Source organism: Paenibacillus chibensis (genome assembly GCF_004001045.1).
GTDB lineage: Bacteria > Bacillota > Bacilli > Paenibacillales > Paenibacillaceae > Paenibacillus_AQ > Paenibacillus_AQ chibensis.
This window is the reverse complement of sequence record NZ_BIMK01000023.1, coordinates 60,518-78,840: the sequence shown is the minus strand read 5'-3', so window position 1 is coordinate 78,840 and position 18,323 is coordinate 60,518. Positions and strand designations below refer to the sequence as shown.

Annotated in this window: 17 protein-coding genes; 16 read left to right on the top strand and 1 reads right to left on the bottom strand. The window is 51.0% G+C overall.

The window, feature by feature from the left end; all coding sequences use genetic code 11:
* The first annotated feature begins 23 nt into the window (after positions 1-23).
* From PCH05_RS17970 to PCH05_RS17930, 9 genes are all read left to right on the top strand, one after another.
* The gene (locus PCH05_RS17970) at positions 24-1,580 is read left to right on the top strand and encodes an ABC-F family ATP-binding cassette domain-containing protein (RefSeq protein ID WP_127604360.1); all 1,557 of its coding nucleotides are present in this window, start codon (positions 24-26) and stop codon (positions 1,578-1,580) included.
* Positions 1,581-1,790: 210 nt separating this feature from the next.
* Positions 1,791-2,912: an NAD(P)/FAD-dependent oxidoreductase gene (locus tag PCH05_RS17965; protein WP_127604358.1), complete on the top strand. Its 1,122-nt coding sequence runs from the start codon at positions 1,791-1,793 to the stop codon at positions 2,910-2,912.
* Between the two features lie 572 nt (positions 2,913-3,484).
* Positions 3,485-4,966 carry a PTS mannitol transporter subunit IIBC gene (locus tag PCH05_RS17960; protein WP_164766707.1) on the top strand — a complete coding sequence of 494 codons (1,482 nt, stop codon included), beginning with the start codon at positions 3,485-3,487 and terminating at the stop codon, positions 4,964-4,966.
* A gap of 86 nt (positions 4,967-5,052) precedes the next feature.
* Entirely contained in the window at positions 5,053-7,221 is a 2,169-nt protein-coding gene (locus tag PCH05_RS17955; RefSeq protein ID WP_127604354.1) for a BglG family transcription antiterminator, read from the top strand.
* A gap of 6 nt (positions 7,222-7,227) precedes the next feature.
* Positions 7,228-7,665, top strand: a complete 438-nt coding sequence (locus tag PCH05_RS17950) for a PTS mannitol transporter subunit IIA (RefSeq protein WP_127604352.1) — start codon at positions 7,228-7,230, stop codon at positions 7,663-7,665.
* Positions 7,662-8,798: a mannitol-1-phosphate 5-dehydrogenase gene (locus tag PCH05_RS17945; RefSeq protein ID WP_127604350.1), complete on the top strand. Its 1,137-nt coding sequence runs from the start codon at positions 7,662-7,664 to the stop codon at positions 8,796-8,798. Before PCH05_RS17950 ends, PCH05_RS17945 begins: the two co-directional genes overlap by 4 nt.
* A gap of 68 nt (positions 8,799-8,866) precedes the next feature.
* A complete protein-coding gene (gene ptsP, locus PCH05_RS17940) occupies positions 8,867-10,591 on the top strand; it encodes a phosphoenolpyruvate--protein phosphotransferase (RefSeq protein ID WP_127604348.1) in 1,725 nt (574 codons plus the stop codon).
* A 3-nt stretch (positions 10,592-10,594) separates the two neighbouring features.
* Positions 10,595-10,858 carry an HPr family phosphocarrier protein gene (locus tag PCH05_RS17935; protein WP_127604346.1) on the top strand — a complete coding sequence of 88 codons (264 nt, stop codon included), beginning with the start codon at positions 10,595-10,597 and terminating at the stop codon, positions 10,856-10,858.
* Positions 10,859-11,072: 214 nt separating this feature from the next.
* Positions 11,073-11,852, top strand: coding sequence for an alpha/beta hydrolase (locus PCH05_RS17930; RefSeq protein ID WP_127604344.1), 780 nt, complete (start codon positions 11,073-11,075; stop codon positions 11,850-11,852).
* A gap of 33 nt (positions 11,853-11,885) precedes the next feature.
* Here the strand turns inward: PCH05_RS17930 and PCH05_RS17925 are convergent, their stop codons facing one another.
* Positions 11,886-12,455 (bottom strand): DUF421 domain-containing protein, encoded by a 570-nt coding sequence (locus PCH05_RS17925; RefSeq protein WP_127604342.1) that lies wholly within the window; start codon positions 12,453-12,455, stop codon positions 11,886-11,888.
* 289 nt (positions 12,456-12,744) lie between these two features.
* On the opposite strand from PCH05_RS17925, the gene PCH05_RS17920 reads away from it, so the two are divergent.
* Genes PCH05_RS17920 through PCH05_RS17890 form a run of 7 tightly spaced genes read left to right on the top strand, consistent with a single transcriptional unit; the run spans position 12,745 to position 18,309 of the window.
* The gene (locus PCH05_RS17920) at positions 12,745-13,299 is read left to right on the top strand and encodes a biotin transporter BioY (RefSeq protein ID WP_127604340.1); all 555 of its coding nucleotides are present in this window, start codon (positions 12,745-12,747) and stop codon (positions 13,297-13,299) included.
* 31 nt (positions 13,300-13,330) lie between these two features.
* The gene (locus tag PCH05_RS17915; RefSeq protein WP_127604338.1) at positions 13,331-14,815 is read left to right on the top strand and encodes an AMP-binding protein; all 1,485 of its coding nucleotides are present in this window, start codon (positions 13,331-13,333) and stop codon (positions 14,813-14,815) included.
* Positions 14,812-15,963, top strand: a complete 1,152-nt coding sequence (locus PCH05_RS17910; protein WP_127604336.1) for a thiolase family protein — start codon at positions 14,812-14,814, stop codon at positions 15,961-15,963. The genes PCH05_RS17915 and PCH05_RS17910 overlap by 4 nt, the downstream gene beginning before the upstream one ends.
* Positions 15,960-16,340, top strand: a complete 381-nt coding sequence (locus PCH05_RS17905; protein ID WP_127604334.1) for an FAS1-like dehydratase domain-containing protein — start codon at positions 15,960-15,962, stop codon at positions 16,338-16,340. Before PCH05_RS17910 ends, PCH05_RS17905 begins: the two co-directional genes overlap by 4 nt.
* Positions 16,337-16,678 carry a MaoC family dehydratase gene (locus PCH05_RS17900; RefSeq protein WP_127604332.1) on the top strand — a complete coding sequence of 114 codons (342 nt, stop codon included), beginning with the start codon at positions 16,337-16,339 and terminating at the stop codon, positions 16,676-16,678. The genes PCH05_RS17905 and PCH05_RS17900 overlap by 4 nt, the downstream gene beginning before the upstream one ends.
* Entirely contained in the window at positions 16,678-17,499 is an 822-nt protein-coding gene (locus PCH05_RS17895) for an SDR family NAD(P)-dependent oxidoreductase (RefSeq protein ID WP_127604329.1), read from the top strand. The genes PCH05_RS17900 and PCH05_RS17895 overlap by 1 nt, the downstream gene beginning before the upstream one ends.
* Positions 17,500-18,309, top strand: coding sequence for an ATP-binding cassette domain-containing protein (locus PCH05_RS17890; RefSeq protein ID WP_127604327.1), 810 nt, complete (start codon positions 17,500-17,502; stop codon positions 18,307-18,309).
* The last annotated feature ends 14 nt before the right edge of the window (positions 18,310-18,323 follow it).

Below are 18,323 nucleotides of genomic sequence, written 5' to 3'. Positions count from 1 at the left end.
AAATAAGAAAAAGGTGTCTATCGATGAGCATATTAAATGTTGAAGGTTTAAGTCATGGTTTTGGAGATCGCGCCATATTCAAAGATGTTTCTTTCCGGCTTCTGAAAGGCGAACATATCGGATTGATCGGTGCCAACGGCGAAGGCAAATCGACTTTCATGAACATCGTTACGAACAAGCTGCAGCCCGATGAAGGAAAAGTGGAATGGTCGAAACGGGTACGCGTAGGTTACCTCGACCAGCATGCGGTTTTGACGAAGGGCATGACGATTCAAGACGTGCTGCGGAGCGCGTTTCAATATTTGTTCGATCTTGAGCAGGAAATGAACGACATGTACAACAAAATGGGGGAGGTTTCCCCGGAAGAGCTCGATAAGCTGCTGGAGGAAGTCGGCACCATTCAAGACACGCTGACGAGCCAGGATTTTTACATGATCGATGCCAAAATTCAGGAAACGGCGCGCGGTCTGGGAATTACCGACATTGGTTTGGACCGCGACGTGAACGACCTGAGCGGCGGTCAACGCACGAAAATTTTGCTGGCCAAGCTGCTGCTGGAGAAACCGGATATTTTGCTGCTGGATGAGCCCACCAACTATCTGGATGAACAGCATATCGAGTGGCTGAAGCGTTATTTACAGGAATATGAAAATGCGTTTATCCTGATCTCGCACGACATTCCTTTCCTGAACAGCGTCATCAATCTGATCTATCATATGGAAAATCAAAAGCTGACCCGCTACGTCGGCGATTATGATCAGTTCCAGCAGGTGTATGAGATGAGAAAGCAGCAGCTGGAATCGGCTTATAACCGTCAGCAGCAAGAAATCGCCGATTTGAAGGATTTCGTTGCGCGCAATAAAGCCAGCGTGGCTACACGCAATATGGCGATGTCCAGACAGAAGAAGCTCGATAAAATGGACGTCATCGAACTGGCGAAGGAAAAGCCGAAGCCGCAATTTAACTTCAAGGAAGCCAAAGCTTCCGGCAAAATGATTTTTGAGACCAAGGATCTCGTCATCGGCTATGACAGCCCGCTTTCCAGACCGCTGGATCTGCAGATGGAACGCGGACAAAAGGTGGCGCTCGTCGGGGCGAACGGCATCGGCAAAACAACGCTGCTGCGCAGCATTTTGGGCGAAATCCGCGCTCTGTCCGGTTCGGTCGAACTGGGCTACAACCTGGAAATCGGATATTTCGAGCAGGAAATGAAAGAGGGGAATTACAACACCTGTATTGAAGAAATCTGGGAAACCTTCCCTTCCTATTCCCAGTTTGAAGTACGCGCCGCGTTGGCCAAATGCGGACTCACAACCAAGCATATCGAGAGCAAAATTGCCGTATTGAGCGGCGGAGAAAAAGCCAAAGTGCGTTTGTGCAAGCTGATTAACCGGGAAACCAATCTGCTTGTTCTTGACGAACCGACGAACCACTTGGATGTCGACGCGAAAGACGAACTGAAGCGCGCGTTAAAAGCATACAAAGGCAGCATTCTGATGATTTCTCACGAACCGGAGTTTTATAACGACATCGCAACGGATGTTTGGAACTGCGAATCATGGACGACGAAGGTATTTTAAAAGGCTGTCGATTTTGCATTAACATATCCATTTAAAAGCCGCGGAAACGCGGCTTTTTCATTTTCTGAATCAAGCATGGGACGGAGGAGGCGTTTGCTAGATGCGCATTCCTTGGTTCATATATGGGCAGGTAGTTTCAGGGGTTCATATTATACTTTCATTACGTATTCGTTATAATGAATAGAGGGATTTGGAGGAAGGGATGTCATCATGAAAAAGGTTATTGTCATCGGAGCTGGAATTCTAGGAGCATCAACGGCGTATCAATTAGCCAAAAAGGGCGCCGACGTCCTGATCATAGACCGCAAGGATCATGGTCAAGCCACTGATGCCGCTGCGGGCATCATCTGTCCATGGCTATCGCAGCGCCGGAATCAGGCTTGGTACCAGCTGGCAAAAGCCGGTGCGCGTTTTTACCCGGGCTTGATTGAGGAGCTTATCAATGAAGGTGAAACCGAAACAGGTTATGCGCAGGTAGGCGCTCTCAGCATCCACGAGGATGCAGAAAAGGTCAGAAAGATGGAGGAGCGGGCTCTAGTTAGAAAAGCGGATGCACCCGAAATCGGCGATATAACCCGGCTTGATGAACACGAAACCCGGGAGCTTTTTCCTTTGCTTGCAGAAGGGTATCAGTCTGTTCATATTAGCGGAGCTGCGCGAATCGATGGTCGTGCGCTGCGTGATGCACTGATCCGGTCCGCACAACGAAACGGTGCCAAGATGATTAACGGCCATGCTGAGCTCCAATTTCAGAACAACCGTGTAACCGGAGTTGAAGTCGAATCTCACACCTACATATCAGACGAAGTCATTGTGTGTGCGGGAGCTTGGGCAAATCAGCTGCTGCATCCGCTGGGAATCGATTTCAAGGTTCATTTTCAAAAAGCGCAAATCATGCATTTGCGGATTGCAGATGGGCAAAACTCCGGAACCTGGCCGGTTGTCATTCCGCCTACGGACCAATATCTGCTTTCTTTTGAGCATCAGAAGATCGTGATCGGAGCGACGCATGAGAACGATTTAAAGGACTACGACACGAGAATAACCCCAGGCGGAATGCAGGAAATTCTGAATAAAGGGTTATCATTAGCACCGGGTCTGGAAAACAGTACTTTTGAGGAGGTACGGGTAGGCTTTCGTCCGTTTACTCCCGGGTTTCTTCCGGTGATGGGAAGATTTCCGGACTGGGAAGGACTTATAGCGGCAAATGGACTGGGCGCTTCCGGATTGACGATGGGCCCTTTTATTGGAAGTCAGTTGGCGAAGATGGCTCTCGACATTCCACTCGATCTGGACATAACAGCATATGATCTGCGAATAGCATTGGGATGAAAAATAGTCCCTGCCAAACGGGAGAATGACGTTAAAAATCCGCGGTTACCGCGGATTTTTTTATTTATCAAGATTCGAATAAAGGGCCATGTTTTTCGCAAGAAAACATCTATTGAATCCCGTCGGTCTTTGTGGATGCACGCTGGATAAATGTTATTTTATGGAATGACAGTTAACATAATATGTTTTATGTCGGCATAAATTCGGACAAGGATAAAGGTTCATTTCCGATTTTATCAATGCGATTGAATCAAGGACGTGCAATGGGAAAAGCTATCCCTAAACCATGTCATTTGGACGGCGTGAACCCGTGTTGTTCGAGTGAAATCGACATAAAATGACATTCCTTCGAATGGTATTTCACAATTGCACAATCATTCTCACGAGTTGTGCGCTTGCACAGAATGGTTGGGAATAGAGGTGTTTGGCGGGGATTAATAAACTCTTGTCAGGAGGGTTACTGACAATATAGCGTTTTCATTTTGTTGAGCGTTCGGTTGATGTCCGCTACGATATTTATAGGACGAACGGCATATTGAATTTTGCGTTCGACACAAGAATACAAGGAGGTTATCCTCGTGGCCCAAACCAGTTCTTCCTCTGCATCCGGTTCCGTACGGGTTGGAGTTCAAAAATTCGGGCGTTTCCTGAGCGGCATGGTCATGCCGAATATCGGAGCGTTCATCGCATGGGGCTTAATTACCGCACTCTTCATTCCGACCGGCTGGTATCCTAACGAATACTTCGCCAAGCTTGTCGACCCAATGATCAAGTATCTGCTTCCGCTGTTAATCGGTTATACCGGCGGCACGATGGTCCATAAGCAGCGCGGCGGCGTTATTGGGGCGCTCGTCACGATGGGCGTCATTATCGGAACCGACATTCCGATGTTCCTCGGCGCCATGGCTGTCGGACCTGGTGCAGCATGGGTGCTCAAGCAGTTTGACAAATCTGTTGAAGGCAAAATCAAATCCGGCTTTGAAATGCTTGTCAACAACTTCTCGCTAGGAATCATCGGTGGAGCGCTCGTCATGATCGCTTACTCGATCGTGGGACGCATTATTGAAGCCGTCACGAACGTTCTTTCTTCCGGCGTTGAGTTTCTCGTTCATCATCACCTGATTCCGCTGGTCAATATTTTGATCGAACCGGCGAAGGTGTTGTTCCTGAACAACGCCATTAACCATGGCGTACTGAGCCCGATCGCTATTGAACAGGCGCAGCAAGCAGGCAAATCGATCCTGTTCATGCTCGAATCGAATCCGGGACCCGGACTCGGCATTCTGCTCGCCTACATGATCGTGGGCCGCGGTTCTGCCCGTCAATCGGCTCCGGGTGCTGCGATCATTCATTTCTTTGGCGGGATTCATGAAATTTACTTCCCGTACATTCTGATGAACCCGCGCCTTATCCTCGCGGCAATGGCAGGCGGCGTGACAGGAACATTCACGTTCTCCCTGTTCAACGCAGGTCTTGTAGGTCCTCCGTCTCCAGGAAGCATCATCGCGTATCTGGCGATGGCACCGCGTGGTGAAATTCTGCCGGTGCTGAGCGGAGTCATCACCGCAGCCATCGTATCCTTTGTGGTTGCCGCTCTTCTGCTCAAAACCAGCAAGAAGTCGGAAGAGGATCAGGATGATCTGGAAGAAGCAACGAAGCGGATGAAAGACATGAAAGCCGCCGGTACTCCTTCGACAGCAGCAGCCGCTGCGGCTGAAGGTGCCAAGGAAGCAACCGCATCCGCGGAAGCGGTGTCCGCCGCAGAGCACAAAAGCAAGGATGAAGTTCATAAAATTGTCTTTGCCTGTGATGCAGGCATGGGCTCGAGCGCAATGGGGGCTTCCATTTTGCGCAAGAAAATGAAAGCAGCAGGCTCGCCAATCGAAGTCACCAACACGGCGATCAGCGACATTCCGTCTGATGCAGATATTGTGGTAACACATAAAACACTGACGGATCGTGCCCGTGGGGTGGCGCCGCAAGCTGAACATATTTCCATCGACAACTTCTTGAAGAGTCCGGAATATGACACGCTTGTCGAGCGGCTGAAATAAACTTATAAACGCTTTAGGCGAATGGATGCGGGCAGAATTGCTGGCATCCAAGCGCCTTTTGCGGCCGTTTTTGGAGGCATGAAGCGATGGAATTGACGCACCGCATGAGACAGATCCTGGTTTTGCTTCTCCGCAGCCCCTTTGAAACCACGGTTGCGGAAATCGCCCGCAGCATCCGTGTCAGCCCGCGGACGGTACACAGGGAACTGGATGCGGTAGAAAGTTACCTGCATCGGCAAGGGATTACCTTACACCGGAAGGCCGGTTCAGGTCTGAGTGTAGAAGGCAAGCTTGAAGAGATCGAGAAGATCCGGACAGAGCTTCTCATCCCGGCCGATGTAGAGTATTCGCCGGATGAACGGCAGATTTATCTGCTTAGCAGGCTGCTGGCATCCCGTGAACCGGTGAAGTTATTTTCTTTGGCGCATGAAATGAAGGTAACCGTACCGACGGTTGGCGCAGATCTGGATGATTTGACGGATTGGATCGGCAAGCAGGGACTGCTGCTTATTCGGAGGCGGGGGTACGGAGTGGATATTACCGGACCTGAGCCACTGACCCGTGAGGCGATACGCAATCTCGTGCATTTTCGGCTGGATGACTTGTCTCTAATCGCCGGGGCAGACCGTAGGCCACTCCATCCGGTGGATGCCCGTATCGCCGCCATGGCAGGAGTCGACTTCATCACCGTCATTGAGGAGATTCTGTGGAAGTGGGAGGAGCATCATCAGGAGGTTTCGTTCAGTGAAGAAGCCTATACCGATTTGCTGATCCGCCTTTCCATCGCGGCTGCCCGCATCCGTTCAGGATCCGAAGTCAGCGAAGCGGAGTCTGACCGGCTCGCCAATTTACGTCGATTCGATCGGTCCGGCGGCGATCATGAATCAAACGTGAAACAGGAATCGGTAACTGCCCTTTGCGAGCGGCTCAGCGATGCACTGAATCTGAATTACTCAACGGCCGAAGTGAAGTATACCGCGGAATTACTGGAAAGAGCCTATGCTTATTCGAATGAAGCAATACCTGCCGACGATTTGGAACTGGCGGGAACCGTGCGATCGCTCATTCGCAAAATGGGCGAGCTTGATGCTACCGACTACACGTCAGACCGTTCCCTTCGGGACGGATTGTTTGTCCATTTGAAAGCGGCCGTGGAGCGAATCATTACCGGTCAGCGAATCCGTAATCCGCTGCTGGAAACGATCCGCAAAGATTACGCCGAATTGTTTGGCCTGGTTCGCCAGGCGGCGGATGCGGTTTTTCCTTCGATCGACATCCCGGATGAGGAAATCGCTTTTCTGGTCATGCATTTCGGAGCTTCAAGGGAACGGACCGGGCAAATTCACGAGAATTTACGGGTTGTGGTGGTGTGCACGAGCGGCATTGGTTCATCCCAAATGCTTGCGGCAAGACTGCGCAAGGAATTTCCTCAGTTGACGATCGTGGCACAGGCTTCTTGGTATGAAGTCACCAGGATCCCGAGACACGATTACGATCTGATCATCAGCACCGTGGATTTGCCGCTGCCTGAAGAACTGTATTTGAAATTAAGCCCATTGCTTACCCCGGTGGAAGCGGATCAGCTTCGCGATTTTATCCGCAAACGCGATCTTTCGCAGACACCGGACATGATCATAGCAAAAAAAAAACAGCTGCCCGGACTTGACGATTTCAACCCCAAAGCAGAAGGCGAGCCTGCCGGCCATAGTGAAGCGGCCGGCATACTCCATATGGAAGACCTGCGTTCCCTGAACCGAGCCGTACAGCAGAGCATTGAACTGCTGGAATCATTCCGGGTGCTTCCGCTGCGGGTTGAAGGATTGCCAGGCCTCGAAGGCTGGCTGCAGGCTGCTTGCACTCATCCGCAGCTCAGTCATGTCATATCCGATCCGGATGCCGTCGCGATGCTGCTCATGGAACGCGAACAGAACGGGACGCAGCTGATCCCCGGCACGGAGCTGGCCCTTTTTCATACCCGGACCGGCGCCGTGAAGAAACCTGTTTTAATGCTGTTTGAGTTAAATGACAAAGTGAAGATGGACGATGCAGGAACGATTAATTTATCGCGCTTTCTGTTAATGCTTGCTCCGAGGCAGCTGTCTCGGGAGAGCCTGGAAGTGCTGAGTGAAATCAGCGCGACTCTGCTGGACAGCGATATGATCGAAGCCCTCGCGGAGGGCAGGGAGCAGCGGATCAGGGAACTGATGTCGATACATCTTCGCGCATACTTAGAAAACAAACTGGAGAGAGAGTGATCATCTATGAGCATTTTATCCGCAGATCAAATTCGGTTGAACGTAAAAGTAAACGACAAATTCGAAGCCATTCGCATGGCCGGTCAAATGCTGGTTGACGCGGGGCATGTGGATCAGGATTACATCGAAAAAATGATTGAACGTGAGAATGCCCTTTCCACCTACATGGGCTCCGGACTCGCCATTCCGCACGGCACTAATGAAGCCAAAGGGATGATCAAGTCCACAGGGCTTGCCGTCCTGCAGATTCCGGGTGGCGTGGATTTTGGCGGAGACGAGCCGGCAGTGCTTGTTGTCGGTATTGCAGCCCAGAATGGCGAGCATATGGAAATTCTGACCAGCGTCGCCATGGTGTGCTCGGATGAGGACAGCATGGAGAGCATTCGTACCGCGAAATCGGCAGAAGAAATTCTGAATATCTTTGAAAGCGGGATGGAAGAATGAAGGCACTTCATTTCGGCGCAGGGAATATCGGCAGAGGTTTCATCGGTCTGCTGCTGTCACAGTCGGGATACGAAGTGGTATTCTCCGACGTCAACGAGTCTCTGGTCCAGGCGCTTCAAGAACGCGGTTCTTATGAAGTTACGATCGCGGATGAAAGCGGGGAAAGCATCGCGGTGCATGGAGTTCGCGCCATTGATGGCCGGAATGCCGCAGCGGTTGCTGAAGAGGTGGCATCGGCTGACTTGGTTACGACCGCGGTCGGCGTTCCAATCTTGAAGCATATTGCGGCAGGCATCGCAGAGGGCATCAAGCTGCGGATGGAACGCGGAGGATCCGCGCTCCATATCATTGCCTGTGAAAATGCGATTGGAGCAAGTACGCAGTTAAAAGAGCATGTTTTGGCTCTTCTGTCACCCGAGGAACAGCAGAAGGCGGCTTCTCTCGTTGCTTTTCCGGATTCCGCGGTGGATCGTATTGTCCCACTGCAGCATCATGAAGATCCGCTCGCCGTTACCGTGGAACGTTTCTACGAATGGGTGATCAACCGGTCGCAAATGTTCCCGGGTTCGAAGGAAATCAGCGGAGTTCATTACGTGGATGATTTGATTCCTTATATCGAGCGCAAGCTCTTCACCGTAAATACAGGTCATTGCAGCGCAGCCTATGCCGGCTATCATAAGGGATATGCAACGATCCAGGAAGCGATGAAGGATGAGGAAGTGGTCCATCTGGTGAACGGAGCCTTGCAGGAAACCGGGAGCATGCTGGTACGGGCTTACGGGTTCAATGCGTCGGAGCATGAAGCCTATATTCATAAAATCATGGACCGATTCCGCAACCCTTATCTGAGCGATGAGGTCGTCCGGGTTGGACGCTCGCCGATTCGCAAGCTTTCGCCTGACGACCGTCTCATCCGGCCAGCTCTTCGGGTATTGGAGCAGGGGGGAAGTGCAGAACACCTGACCAAGGTGATGGCGCTTGCCCTGCATTTCGATTATGCAGAGGATCCGGAAGCCGTGAAGCTGCAGAGCATGATTGCGGAAAAAGGTGTTCGCGATGCTTTTGCCGAAGTGAGTGGTCTGGATGCTGATCATGTGCTGACTCAGCAGGTAATGGCTGCTTATGAGCAATGAGGTACGGTCACATGAATACAAAAGATCATTCGAATCGGAATGAATCGTAATAATAAGGAGGTATTGGAATGAGCCATATGCTGACAGGCGTGCCTGCTTCTCCGGGCATTGCCATAGCCAAGGCTTTCCGGCTTGCGCCGGATGAATCCGTACCAGAGCGGAAAGCGGTTGAAGACAGCGCAGCCGAAAAAAAGCGTTTCATGAAAGCCGTCGAATCGGCGAAGACCGATATCGACCAGATCCGGCAGCAGACGCTGGAGCGGATCGGACCGCAAAAGGCGGAAATCTTCGAAGCCCATCTATTTCTTCTGGATGACCCGGACTTGATTGATGCGGCGATGGAGCAGATAGACAGCGAGGGCGTTAACGCAGAATATGCTTTGCATGAAGTGGCTTCCGGTATCATGGAGGCTTTGCGTTCCATGGACAATGAGCTGCTGCGCGAGCGTGCAGCGGACGTCAAGGACATTACCGGACGGGTGATCAGCAAGCTGGAAGGACGGGAACATAGCGCGCTCTCCGAGCTGAGCGAAGAAACCATTTTGGTCGCCAAAGACCTGACGCCTTCGGATACGGCCCAATTAAACCTGGAATTCGTGCGTGGTTTCGTCACGGAAATCGGCAGCCGAACCTCCCATTCCGCCATCATGGCCCGCTCACTGGAGCTGGCTGCAGTTGTAGGTACGGGATCTGAAGCGTCGGACATTCGCACCGGAGATATCGTCATTCTCGATGCCAATGAGGGAACAGTCATCGTGAATCCGTCGAATGAACAGCTTGAGGAATATAAGGCACGCAAACAGGCATATGAAGATTATAAAATCCTGATGCGCAGCTACGTCGATCAGCCATCCGTTACTGCCGACGGTGCTTCAGTAGAGCTCGCAAGCAATATCGGGGGCATTGATGATCTGGAAAAGGTGCTGTCCAATGGAGCCGACGCCATCGGCTTGTTCCGTACGGAATTTTTGTACATGGGACGCGCCAGTTTTCCTTCGGAGGAAGAACAGTACTCCGTATACAAGCATGTACTGGAAAAAATGAACGGCAAACGCGTCGTCATCCGTACGCTGGATATCGGCGGAGACAAGGAGCTGTCGTATTTACAGCTGCCGAAGGAAATGAACCCGTTCCTGGGCCTTCGGGCCATTCGTCTGTGTCTCGACCGCGAAGACCTGTTCCGTACCCAGCTGAGAGCGCTGCTCCGGGCAAGCGTGCATGGCAAACTGGCCATCATGTTCCCGATGATCGCGGTATTGAACGAGCTTAAGGAAGCCAAGCGGATCTTGGCTGAAGAACGTACGCGGCTGGATCAGGAGGGAATTGCCGTATCGGATCAGCTTGAAGTCGGCATCATGATCGAAATTCCAGCCGCGGCGCTTGCAGCCGATATTTTGGCCAAGGAAGTGGATTTCTTCAGCATCGGCACCAACGATCTGATCCAATACACGATGGCGGCTGACCGCATGAATGAATCCGTCGCTTATTTGTACCAGCCGCATCATCCTTCGATTCTTCGTCTGGTGCAGCTTGTCATTCAGGCAGCCGAACGTCACGGGAAGTGGGCAGGAATGTGCGGCGAGATGGCCGGGGATTCGGCAGCCATTCCGCTGCTGCTCGGGCTTGGACTGCATGAGTTCAGCATGAGCGCATCCTCCATACTTCCGGCTCGGGAACTGGTATCGCGATTGTCGAAGCAGGAATGGTCCGTACTGGCCGAGAAAGCGCTGGGTATGAGCACTCAGCAAGAGGTCCTCGATTTTGTAAATCAACAACTTAGGAGTGAAGCATAAGTCATGGTAAACCAAACATTTACAGTTATTCATCCGCAAGGATTTCACGCCCGTCCCTCCAAGCTTTTCGTGGAGAAAGCCAACATGTTTCCGTGCAAAGTCACCTTGTTCAAAGGCGAGAAAAAAGCTAACGGAAAAAGCTCTCTTGGGCTGTTGACACTGGGTATTTCGGCCGGTGACGAAATTAGACTTGAAACGGACGGCGAGCAGGAGCAGCAGGCTTTGCAGGAGCTGGGTCAAATGCTGACCAAAATTTACGAGGAATAGATTTGAACGGATAAACCATCCAGACTCCATGGGATTTTCCCAATGGGCTGGGTGGTTTTTTACTGTTGTTCATTAAATTAAATCCGATCTGCATAATGAATTTTTATCGATGAAAAGGTAGAATAGAATGGAATAGAATTCCTGCTATCTCCAGAAATTCTGAAACTGTTTTTACGTTCTTTCAATCCTAATCATGGAGAGGTGATTGTTCGTCATGGCACTCATTCAATGCCACTTTTTTTCGGATGTGCTTCAGCTCAGCACGACGATGACCGTCATTTTACCACAGCAAACGCAGCATCAAATCGGTATGCAGAACAATAAGCTCGAAGGTAAGCATCCGACGCTCTATTTGCTGCATGGCTTGTCGGACGATGATTCGATCTGGCTTCGCAGAACGTCGATCGAACGTTATGTAGCCGCCACGGGACTCGCTGTCGTCATGCCTCAAGTGCATCGCAGCTTTTATACCGACATGGCTTACGGAAACCGGTATTGGACATTTATCAGTGAAGAACTGCCCGCCATCGCGAGGTCTTTCTTTCCGCTGTCGGCGGACAGAGAGGATAATTTCGTGGCCGGGCTCTCGATGGGAGGCTATGGGGCGATGAAGCTGGCACTGCGCAAACCGGAATGCTTCGCGGCTGCCGCTTCCTTATCGGGGGCCATGAATGGCTTGAAACCTCTTGAGGATCCAGCCGGGCATCCGGATTACAGGCTGATTTATGGAGATAATCCCAGGAAAAATAAGGAAGACGACCTATTCTGGCTGCTGGAGCAGATTGGCCAGACGGAGGGGCCAAAGCCGATGCTGTATCAGTGCTGCGGAACCGAGGACTTTCTATATGACGACAATGTGCAATTTAGAAATGCATGTAAACAAACAAATCTCGACTATACGTATGAGGAAGGGCCAGGAAGCCATGAATGGGGCTATTGGGATGCCAAAATTCAGGACGTGCTTGCCTGGCTTCCGCTGAAGGAGAATAAGTGAAGGTTTTTTTAACTCGGTCGTAAAGCGTGTTAATCATTGCCATCTGGAATCAACGGACTCCGTGTTGTGATTTTGAATGACCTCCTGAAACAGCATGTTGGGATCTTCGCCTTGCTTCAGTCCCAGCCATTTCTCCAAGTCTCCATTGGTGACAGGCTTGGCGTGATGCATGAGCTCGTATCCCAGCTGTCCATTGGTTTCCATCGTTGCGTTTTTGACGTCGGTGATATTGGAAATCCCTTTTTCACGCAGCTTCAATTCCAATTGATCCACCGTCATTCTTAAAGATCGCAAATTTTCATGTATAATATGCCCGTTCTCTATGACAATTTTTGAGGTTCCTGTCATGATCTTTTCAAACCAGTTAAACTTGACTTGCAAATACTCAATAATAAGCAGAGTCGCAATAAAAATAGCGGCAGATCCGACAGCTTTATAGATGCTATGATTCGCGATGGGCTGCACAATGGTCGTGCCGATCGATATGATAATCACCGTGGTTACGACGCTCATTTGGGCAATCGACTTCCTTCCGGCAATCCGCAGAAGGATCATTGCGGCAATAATCAAAATAAATGAATCCCAAATCCATGTGAAATCCATGGGCTGCCCTCCTTATGGACGATTACGCGTTATAATGTCACAATTTATGAAATATATGCCTGAGAATAAGCTTTACCACAAACCGGAAGAATGCCGATTCTTCCGGTTTTTTGTATTTTCACGGCGTCCTTTATAAGCTGGAGGATCAAAAAAGGCTCAATTTTGCATACATTGTCAACCACAATGAAAATTATTGGTTTACAATATGGAAACATCGGACTATAATTGCAACTACATTAGGTGTCGACTCTAATCGTAAAAATAAGATCGAAGCACGGAGGTAGCACACTTGAGAACAAAAGAAATGGTATTCGCGGCATTATTCGCCGCCTTCATCGGCGTGTTAGGCATGATTCCACCCATACCCCTCGGGTTTATCCCGGTTCCCATTACCGCGCAAACGCTGGGGATTATGCTGGCAGGTTGCTTTTTGGGCAAGAAAACCGCAGGAATCAGTTTGATATTATTCATCGTTCTGGTCGCATTAGGTTTACCTTTGTTATCTGGAGGACGCGGAGGGCTTTCCGTCCTTGTAGGCCCGTCTGCCGGATACATATTCAGTTGGCCTGTAGCTGCATTCTGTATTGGATATGCAACCGAAAAGGTATGGCCAACCATGAAAACATGGAAGGTCTTCATCATCAATATCGTGTTTGGAGTGCTCCTTGTCAGTTTGATCGGTGCGCCGGTTATGGCGCTTATTACGCATACTTCCGTGTGGGCCGGTCTTGCGGGCGCTTCCGCGTTTTTGCCGGGTGACTGCATCAAAGCGATCATTGCCGCGGTCATTGCCGTTCAATTAAAAGCAATCAGTCCGATCGAAGACAAAATCAGAAACGCATAAGCAGCGGAATAAAGGGTAGGTGTGATGAGATATGAATCTGGTAACGTCGATCCTTCAACATGCGATGGATGATCCTAAGCGAATTGCTTTAACGGATCAGAAGAGCAGTCTGACGTATGCAGTACTGGTTCACAGGATCAAAAGAATCGCCTTAGGACTAAAAGAGCAGCGTGTCCATGGTCATGATAAGATCGTTATTTTATCGGCGAACCGCATTGAATTTGTGGAAGTGTTGCTCGGGGCTGTCTATGCCGGATGCATTCCGGTCCCTTTGGATCCCAAATGGAGCAAAGCGGAAGTGGATGCGGTTATCGCACAGTGTCAGCCCGCCATGATTTTCGCAGACCAAGCGCTTGCTAACAATCTGAGCCTGGAGGCTAGGGAAATCCGACAGCTCACCTTTTCTGATGAAGAAGAAGGTTCCTATGACCCGTGGCTGGAAACTCTTCAACCGGAAGCCGAAATGGATGATACCAACGAATTATTATTTATCGGCTTTACATCCGGTACAACCGGTATGCCCAAAGGATACCTGCGCTCACACTTGTCCTGGATCAAAAGCTTTGAGGCTACGCGTGAAGCCTTCCGGCTGAACCCGATGAAGCATTTTTCGGCTCCGGGGCCCTTCGTTCACTCGCTGTCGTTGTTTGCCTTAATGCAAAGCTTGTACTTCGGAGCGACTTTCCATATCATTCGGCATTTCACTGCCGGAAAGGTGCTGGAGCTGTGCAAGCAGGTACCGGAATTGATTTTGTTTGTCGTTCCAACGATGATCGAATCCATGATGCAGGAGGCGTCTCCAGGGCAGACGCGAATTCAGGCGCTGATCAGCTCCGGCGGGAAATGGTCTCAAGCGTCCATGATGAGATGCAAAGAAATATTTGGCGATGCCAAGCTGTATGAATATTACGGCTCCTCTGAAGCGAGCTACATCAGTTATACGGATGTTTATGCCGACAACAAGCCGGATTCGGTAGGCAGGCCGTTCAACGGCGTTGAGGTTTCCATCCGCGATGAACATTTTCAGGAGGTCCCGTCCGGAACCACCGGGCAGCTCTACATTCGAAGCGGCATGATATTTTCAGGATATGATCATTTGCCGGATGAAACGGCCTCTGTCTTTCGGGAAGGATGGCTGAGACTCGGAGATTATGCGTCCATGGATGCGGATGGATATTTGCGGCTGGCCGGTCGCGCTAAAAATATGATCATATCCGGCGGCCTGAACGTTTTTCCCGAAGAAGTGGAGTCAGTGCTGCAGCGGCTGCCGGAAATCAAGGAAGTGATGGTGTTCGGCGTACCGGATGACTATTGGGGTGAGGCGGTGACCGCGCTTGTCCAATGGAACGGAGAGAAGCGCTTATCGGCGGAAGAGATTAAACAGCACTGCCGCCACGATCTGGCGAGCTACAAAGCACCGAAGCAGCTCATGACCGTAGATCAATTCATCTATACGAGCAGCGGAAAAATAGCTCGCCATGCGATGAAAGAATCTGTGAAAAGAGTGATGATATGACTGAAGCCGTGATCATTATGGCAAAACGGACGCCGATCGGGAGAATGGGAGGCAGTTTAAGTACGCTTGAACCCGAGTCGTTGCTAGCTCCTCTTATTCGGCATTTGGTTGCCGAAACGGATTTACCGCCCGAAATCATCGATGATGTCATTATTGGCAACGTCGTCGGTCCTGGCGGCAATACGGCCAGGGTAGCTGCTTTGGAAGCGGGACTTCCCGTATCGGTTCCGGGGGTTACGGTGGATCGGCAATGCGGTTCCGGTCTGGAGGCTATACATATGGCGGCAAGACTCATTCAGAGCGGGGCAGGCGAAGTATATCTGGCGGGCGGGGTTGAAAGCACGAGCCGCGCTCCATGGAAAATGGCCAAACCGCAAACGTTCACGGGGGTGCCGAAGCTGTACACGCGGGCTCACTTCACGCCCAGCTCCTACGGAGACCCGGATATGGGAGTTGCGGCGGAGAATGTTGCCCGGAAATTTGGTATTTCCAGAGAAGCTCAGGATCTCTATTCCCTCAAAAGCCATCAAAAGGCGGTTTACGCTCAGCAAACGGGTCGGTTTTTGCAGGAAATCCTGCCTCTGGAGGTCCAGGGGACGTGGATTTCGACTGACGAATGTCCAAGGTCTGATACGAGTCTGGAGAAGCTGAAGAAATTGTCGCCTGTATTCATGGAGCAAGGAACCGTAACCGCGGGCAACGCTTGTCCGCTAAATGACGGAGCCGCTCTGGTTCTTATGATGTCCCTTGAAAAAAGCCGGGAGCTCAAGTTAAAGCCGGATTTGCGATTCGTCGATGCCCAAGCAGTGGGTGTAAATCCGGATGTATTAGGCATCGGTCCGGTTCCGGCCGTACACAAGCTGCTAAAGCGTCAGCATATGACGATTGACGATGTGGATATCGTAGAGTTCAATGAAGCCTTCGCTTCGCAGGTATTGGCTTCCCTGAAGGAGCTTCAAATACCTGAGGAGAAGGTAAATCTCGGCGGCGGCGCGCTGGCCATCGGTCATCCATACGGCGCGTCCGGCGCCATTTTAATGACCCGCTTATGCGCCGAAATGCAGTATAAACCATACAAGCGGGGGTTAGCCACGCTTGGCATTGGAGGCGGCATCGGACTTGCGGCGCTCGTGGAGGCGATCGAATGAAGCAGCTCCGGCATCAATTGCAGATAACCGACACATGGATCATGGAGTATGCACGAAGCATCGAAGCCCCCGTGCAAATGGTAAACGGCGTGCCCGTTGCGCCCGCAACGATGCCGGTGTTGTTCTGGCAAGCCTTCGACATTCCTTGGCTGAACCTGACCGGGCCCTTGATTCACGGCACGCAGCGGTTCTCGTACGAGGCTCCAATCACAGCCGGGATGACCTTGGAATGCGAATTATCATTAACGAAGCTGGAGAAAAAAACGGGACGTCAAGGCGAATTAACCTTATACACCCATACCCTCGTTTGTACTTGCGAGGGAGAACCCATTGTAACGGCGGAAACCGTACTCATATCGGTAGGTGAGAGATCATGAGGAAACGAATCACGTCAGACTCCGTAAGAGCTTATGCTTCTGTCTCTAAAGATACAGCGCCCATTCATCTGGAACAGGAAGCCGCAGCACAGGCTGGATACAAGAGGCCGATTGCGCATGGCATGTACATGATGGGGCTCGCGCAAGCCTTGTATTTAACCCAACATCCATCGCAATGGATTACAACATATCATATGAAATTTCTTGAGCCGCTGTTGGTGGATACGGACGTGGATTTTCACTTTGAAGTATCTGATGAAGAAGTGCGCGTAACGGTCACAGCAGATCCTGGCGAGGTGATCGCACAAGGCGCTTTTTCGGTGAAGGAGAAGTTCTGATGAGCAAAACAGCTTTAATTACAGGCGCTACTCGGGGAATTGGTCGAAGCATTGCCCTTCACCTGGGACAATCCGGTTACCAGGTTCTGGTCAATGGCACGAAGCAAGCTCTGATAGATGAAGTGGTACGAGAAATCCGGCTGGCGGGCGGCGAGGCAACCGGATACGGTGCAAATGTTGCCGATTCGTCAGCGGTAACGGCGATGGTGGATGCGGCTGCAGCTCAATATGGCAAAATCGATGTATTGATTCATAACGCCGGCAATCTGCGAGATCACAAATGCGAACGTATGACGGATGATGCGTGGCAATCGGTTTTGGACGTGCACTTACATGGCGCCTTTTATTGTATTTCACGCGTGCTTCCTCATATGCAAACCCATGGCGGAGACATCCTTCTAATGACATCGACTGCAGGTTTGGCCGGTTCGGTCGGGCAGGTGAATTACAGTGCGGCCAAAGCTGGAATCCTTGGCATCGTTTGGACGCTGGCTGCCGAACTGCGGTGCCATCGGATCTGGGTCAACGCCATTTCACCTGCTGCCCTGACGGATATGACGAGACCGGTCATTGAGCATATGACAGAAAAGTACGCCCGGCTCAACGAGCCGTTTCCGGATTTCTGGAAAGTGGGTCATCCCGATGATATTGCCCGCTTTGTGGCAGGACTGCTGACAGAGCCCGATCAGGATCTTACCGGCGAGATCTTCGCTATCAATGGAACGAAGGTGACAACATGGCAAAAACCGGAGCCTGTCTTTTCAGCAGACGGGGTAGATCGCTTCTTCACGGCATGGAGGCAGCAGAAGGGAAGGAAATAGATGCTTACCTTTGAGCATGTACATTACTATTATCAAAAAGGGAGTCCGATCATCGACAACCTGAGCTTTACGATTCATGAGAGCGAGTACGTCGCGATGGTCGGAGCCAATGGCTGCGGGAAATCCACGATTGCCAAGCTCATGGATGGACTGCTGCTGCCGAAGGAAGGTCAAGTGACGTTTAATCATATGAATACCTCAAAGCCTAAGGAGCTTGCCAGGATTCATGAGCAGATCGGTGTTGTGTTTCAGAATCCGGAAGACCAATTCATCACGACGACGGTAATGGATGAAGTATTGTTCGGTTTGGAAAATATTCGCTTGCCGCGGGAGGACATGCAGAGTCGCGCCGAGCATGCATTGCGAGCCGTTCATATGCTGGGTGAAGCAGATGCGATGCCCCACCAGCTCTCAGGGGGGCAAAAACAGCGGGTCGCAATTGCGGCCATCCTGGCGATGCGTCCACAGCTTATGATATTCGACGAAGCAACCTCAATGCTTGATCCGCAAGGGAGACAGCAGGTGCTGGCCATCATGCATGAGCTGCACCGCCAAGGCATGACCCTTGTACATGTCACTCATCACATGGATGAGGTGCTTGCTGCCGATCGCGTGATGCTTATACATCATGGAAGTCTTGAATATGACGGCGATCCGTTAACCTTCTTCGAATCGGTTCCCGCATCCGACTATCATTTGCAGGAGCCCTTTGCCGTGCGGGTACGCCAAAAGCTCCAATTAAACACACCGTTAACGGCGGATTGGAAGGAGATGATTCGCTCCGAATGGGTTACGCATTGCAACAAGTGAAAGTGCTTTATGAT

Excerpts from the sequence above, each read along its gene's own strand:
- PCH05_RS17970 (WP_127604360.1), top strand. The coding sequence starts at position 24 with ATGAGCATATTAAATGTTGAAGGTTTAAGTCATGGTTTTGGAGATCGC.
- PCH05_RS17965 (WP_127604358.1), top strand. The coding sequence starts at position 1,791 with ATGAAAAAGGTTATTGTCATCGGAGCTGGAATTCTAGGAGCATCAACG.
- PCH05_RS17955 (WP_127604354.1), top strand. The coding sequence starts at position 5,053 with ATGGAATTGACGCACCGCATGAGACAGATCCTGGTTTTGCTTCTCCGC.
- PCH05_RS17950 (WP_127604352.1), top strand. The coding sequence starts at position 7,228 with ATGAGCATTTTATCCGCAGATCAAATTCGGTTGAACGTAAAAGTAAAC.
- PCH05_RS17945 (WP_127604350.1), top strand. The coding sequence starts at position 7,662 with ATGAAGGCACTTCATTTCGGCGCAGGGAATATCGGCAGAGGTTTCATC.
- ptsP (WP_127604348.1), top strand. The coding sequence starts at position 8,867 with ATGAGCCATATGCTGACAGGCGTGCCTGCTTCTCCGGGCATTGCCATA.
- PCH05_RS17935 (WP_127604346.1), top strand. The coding sequence starts at position 10,595 with ATGGTAAACCAAACATTTACAGTTATTCATCCGCAAGGATTTCACGCC.
- PCH05_RS17930 (WP_127604344.1), top strand. The coding sequence starts at position 11,073 with ATGGCACTCATTCAATGCCACTTTTTTTCGGATGTGCTTCAGCTCAGC.
- PCH05_RS17925 (WP_127604342.1), bottom strand. The coding sequence starts at position 12,455 with ATGGATTTCACATGGATTTGGGATTCATTTATTTTGATTATTGCCGCA.
- PCH05_RS17915 (WP_127604338.1), top strand. The coding sequence starts at position 13,331 with ATGAATCTGGTAACGTCGATCCTTCAACATGCGATGGATGATCCTAAG.
- PCH05_RS17910 (WP_127604336.1), top strand. The coding sequence starts at position 14,812 with ATGACTGAAGCCGTGATCATTATGGCAAAACGGACGCCGATCGGGAGA.
- PCH05_RS17905 (WP_127604334.1), top strand. The coding sequence starts at position 15,960 with ATGAAGCAGCTCCGGCATCAATTGCAGATAACCGACACATGGATCATG.
- PCH05_RS17900 (WP_127604332.1), top strand. The coding sequence starts at position 16,337 with ATGAGGAAACGAATCACGTCAGACTCCGTAAGAGCTTATGCTTCTGTC.
- PCH05_RS17895 (WP_127604329.1), top strand. The coding sequence starts at position 16,678 with ATGAGCAAAACAGCTTTAATTACAGGCGCTACTCGGGGAATTGGTCGA.
- PCH05_RS17890 (WP_127604327.1), top strand. The coding sequence starts at position 17,500 with ATGCTTACCTTTGAGCATGTACATTACTATTATCAAAAAGGGAGTCCG.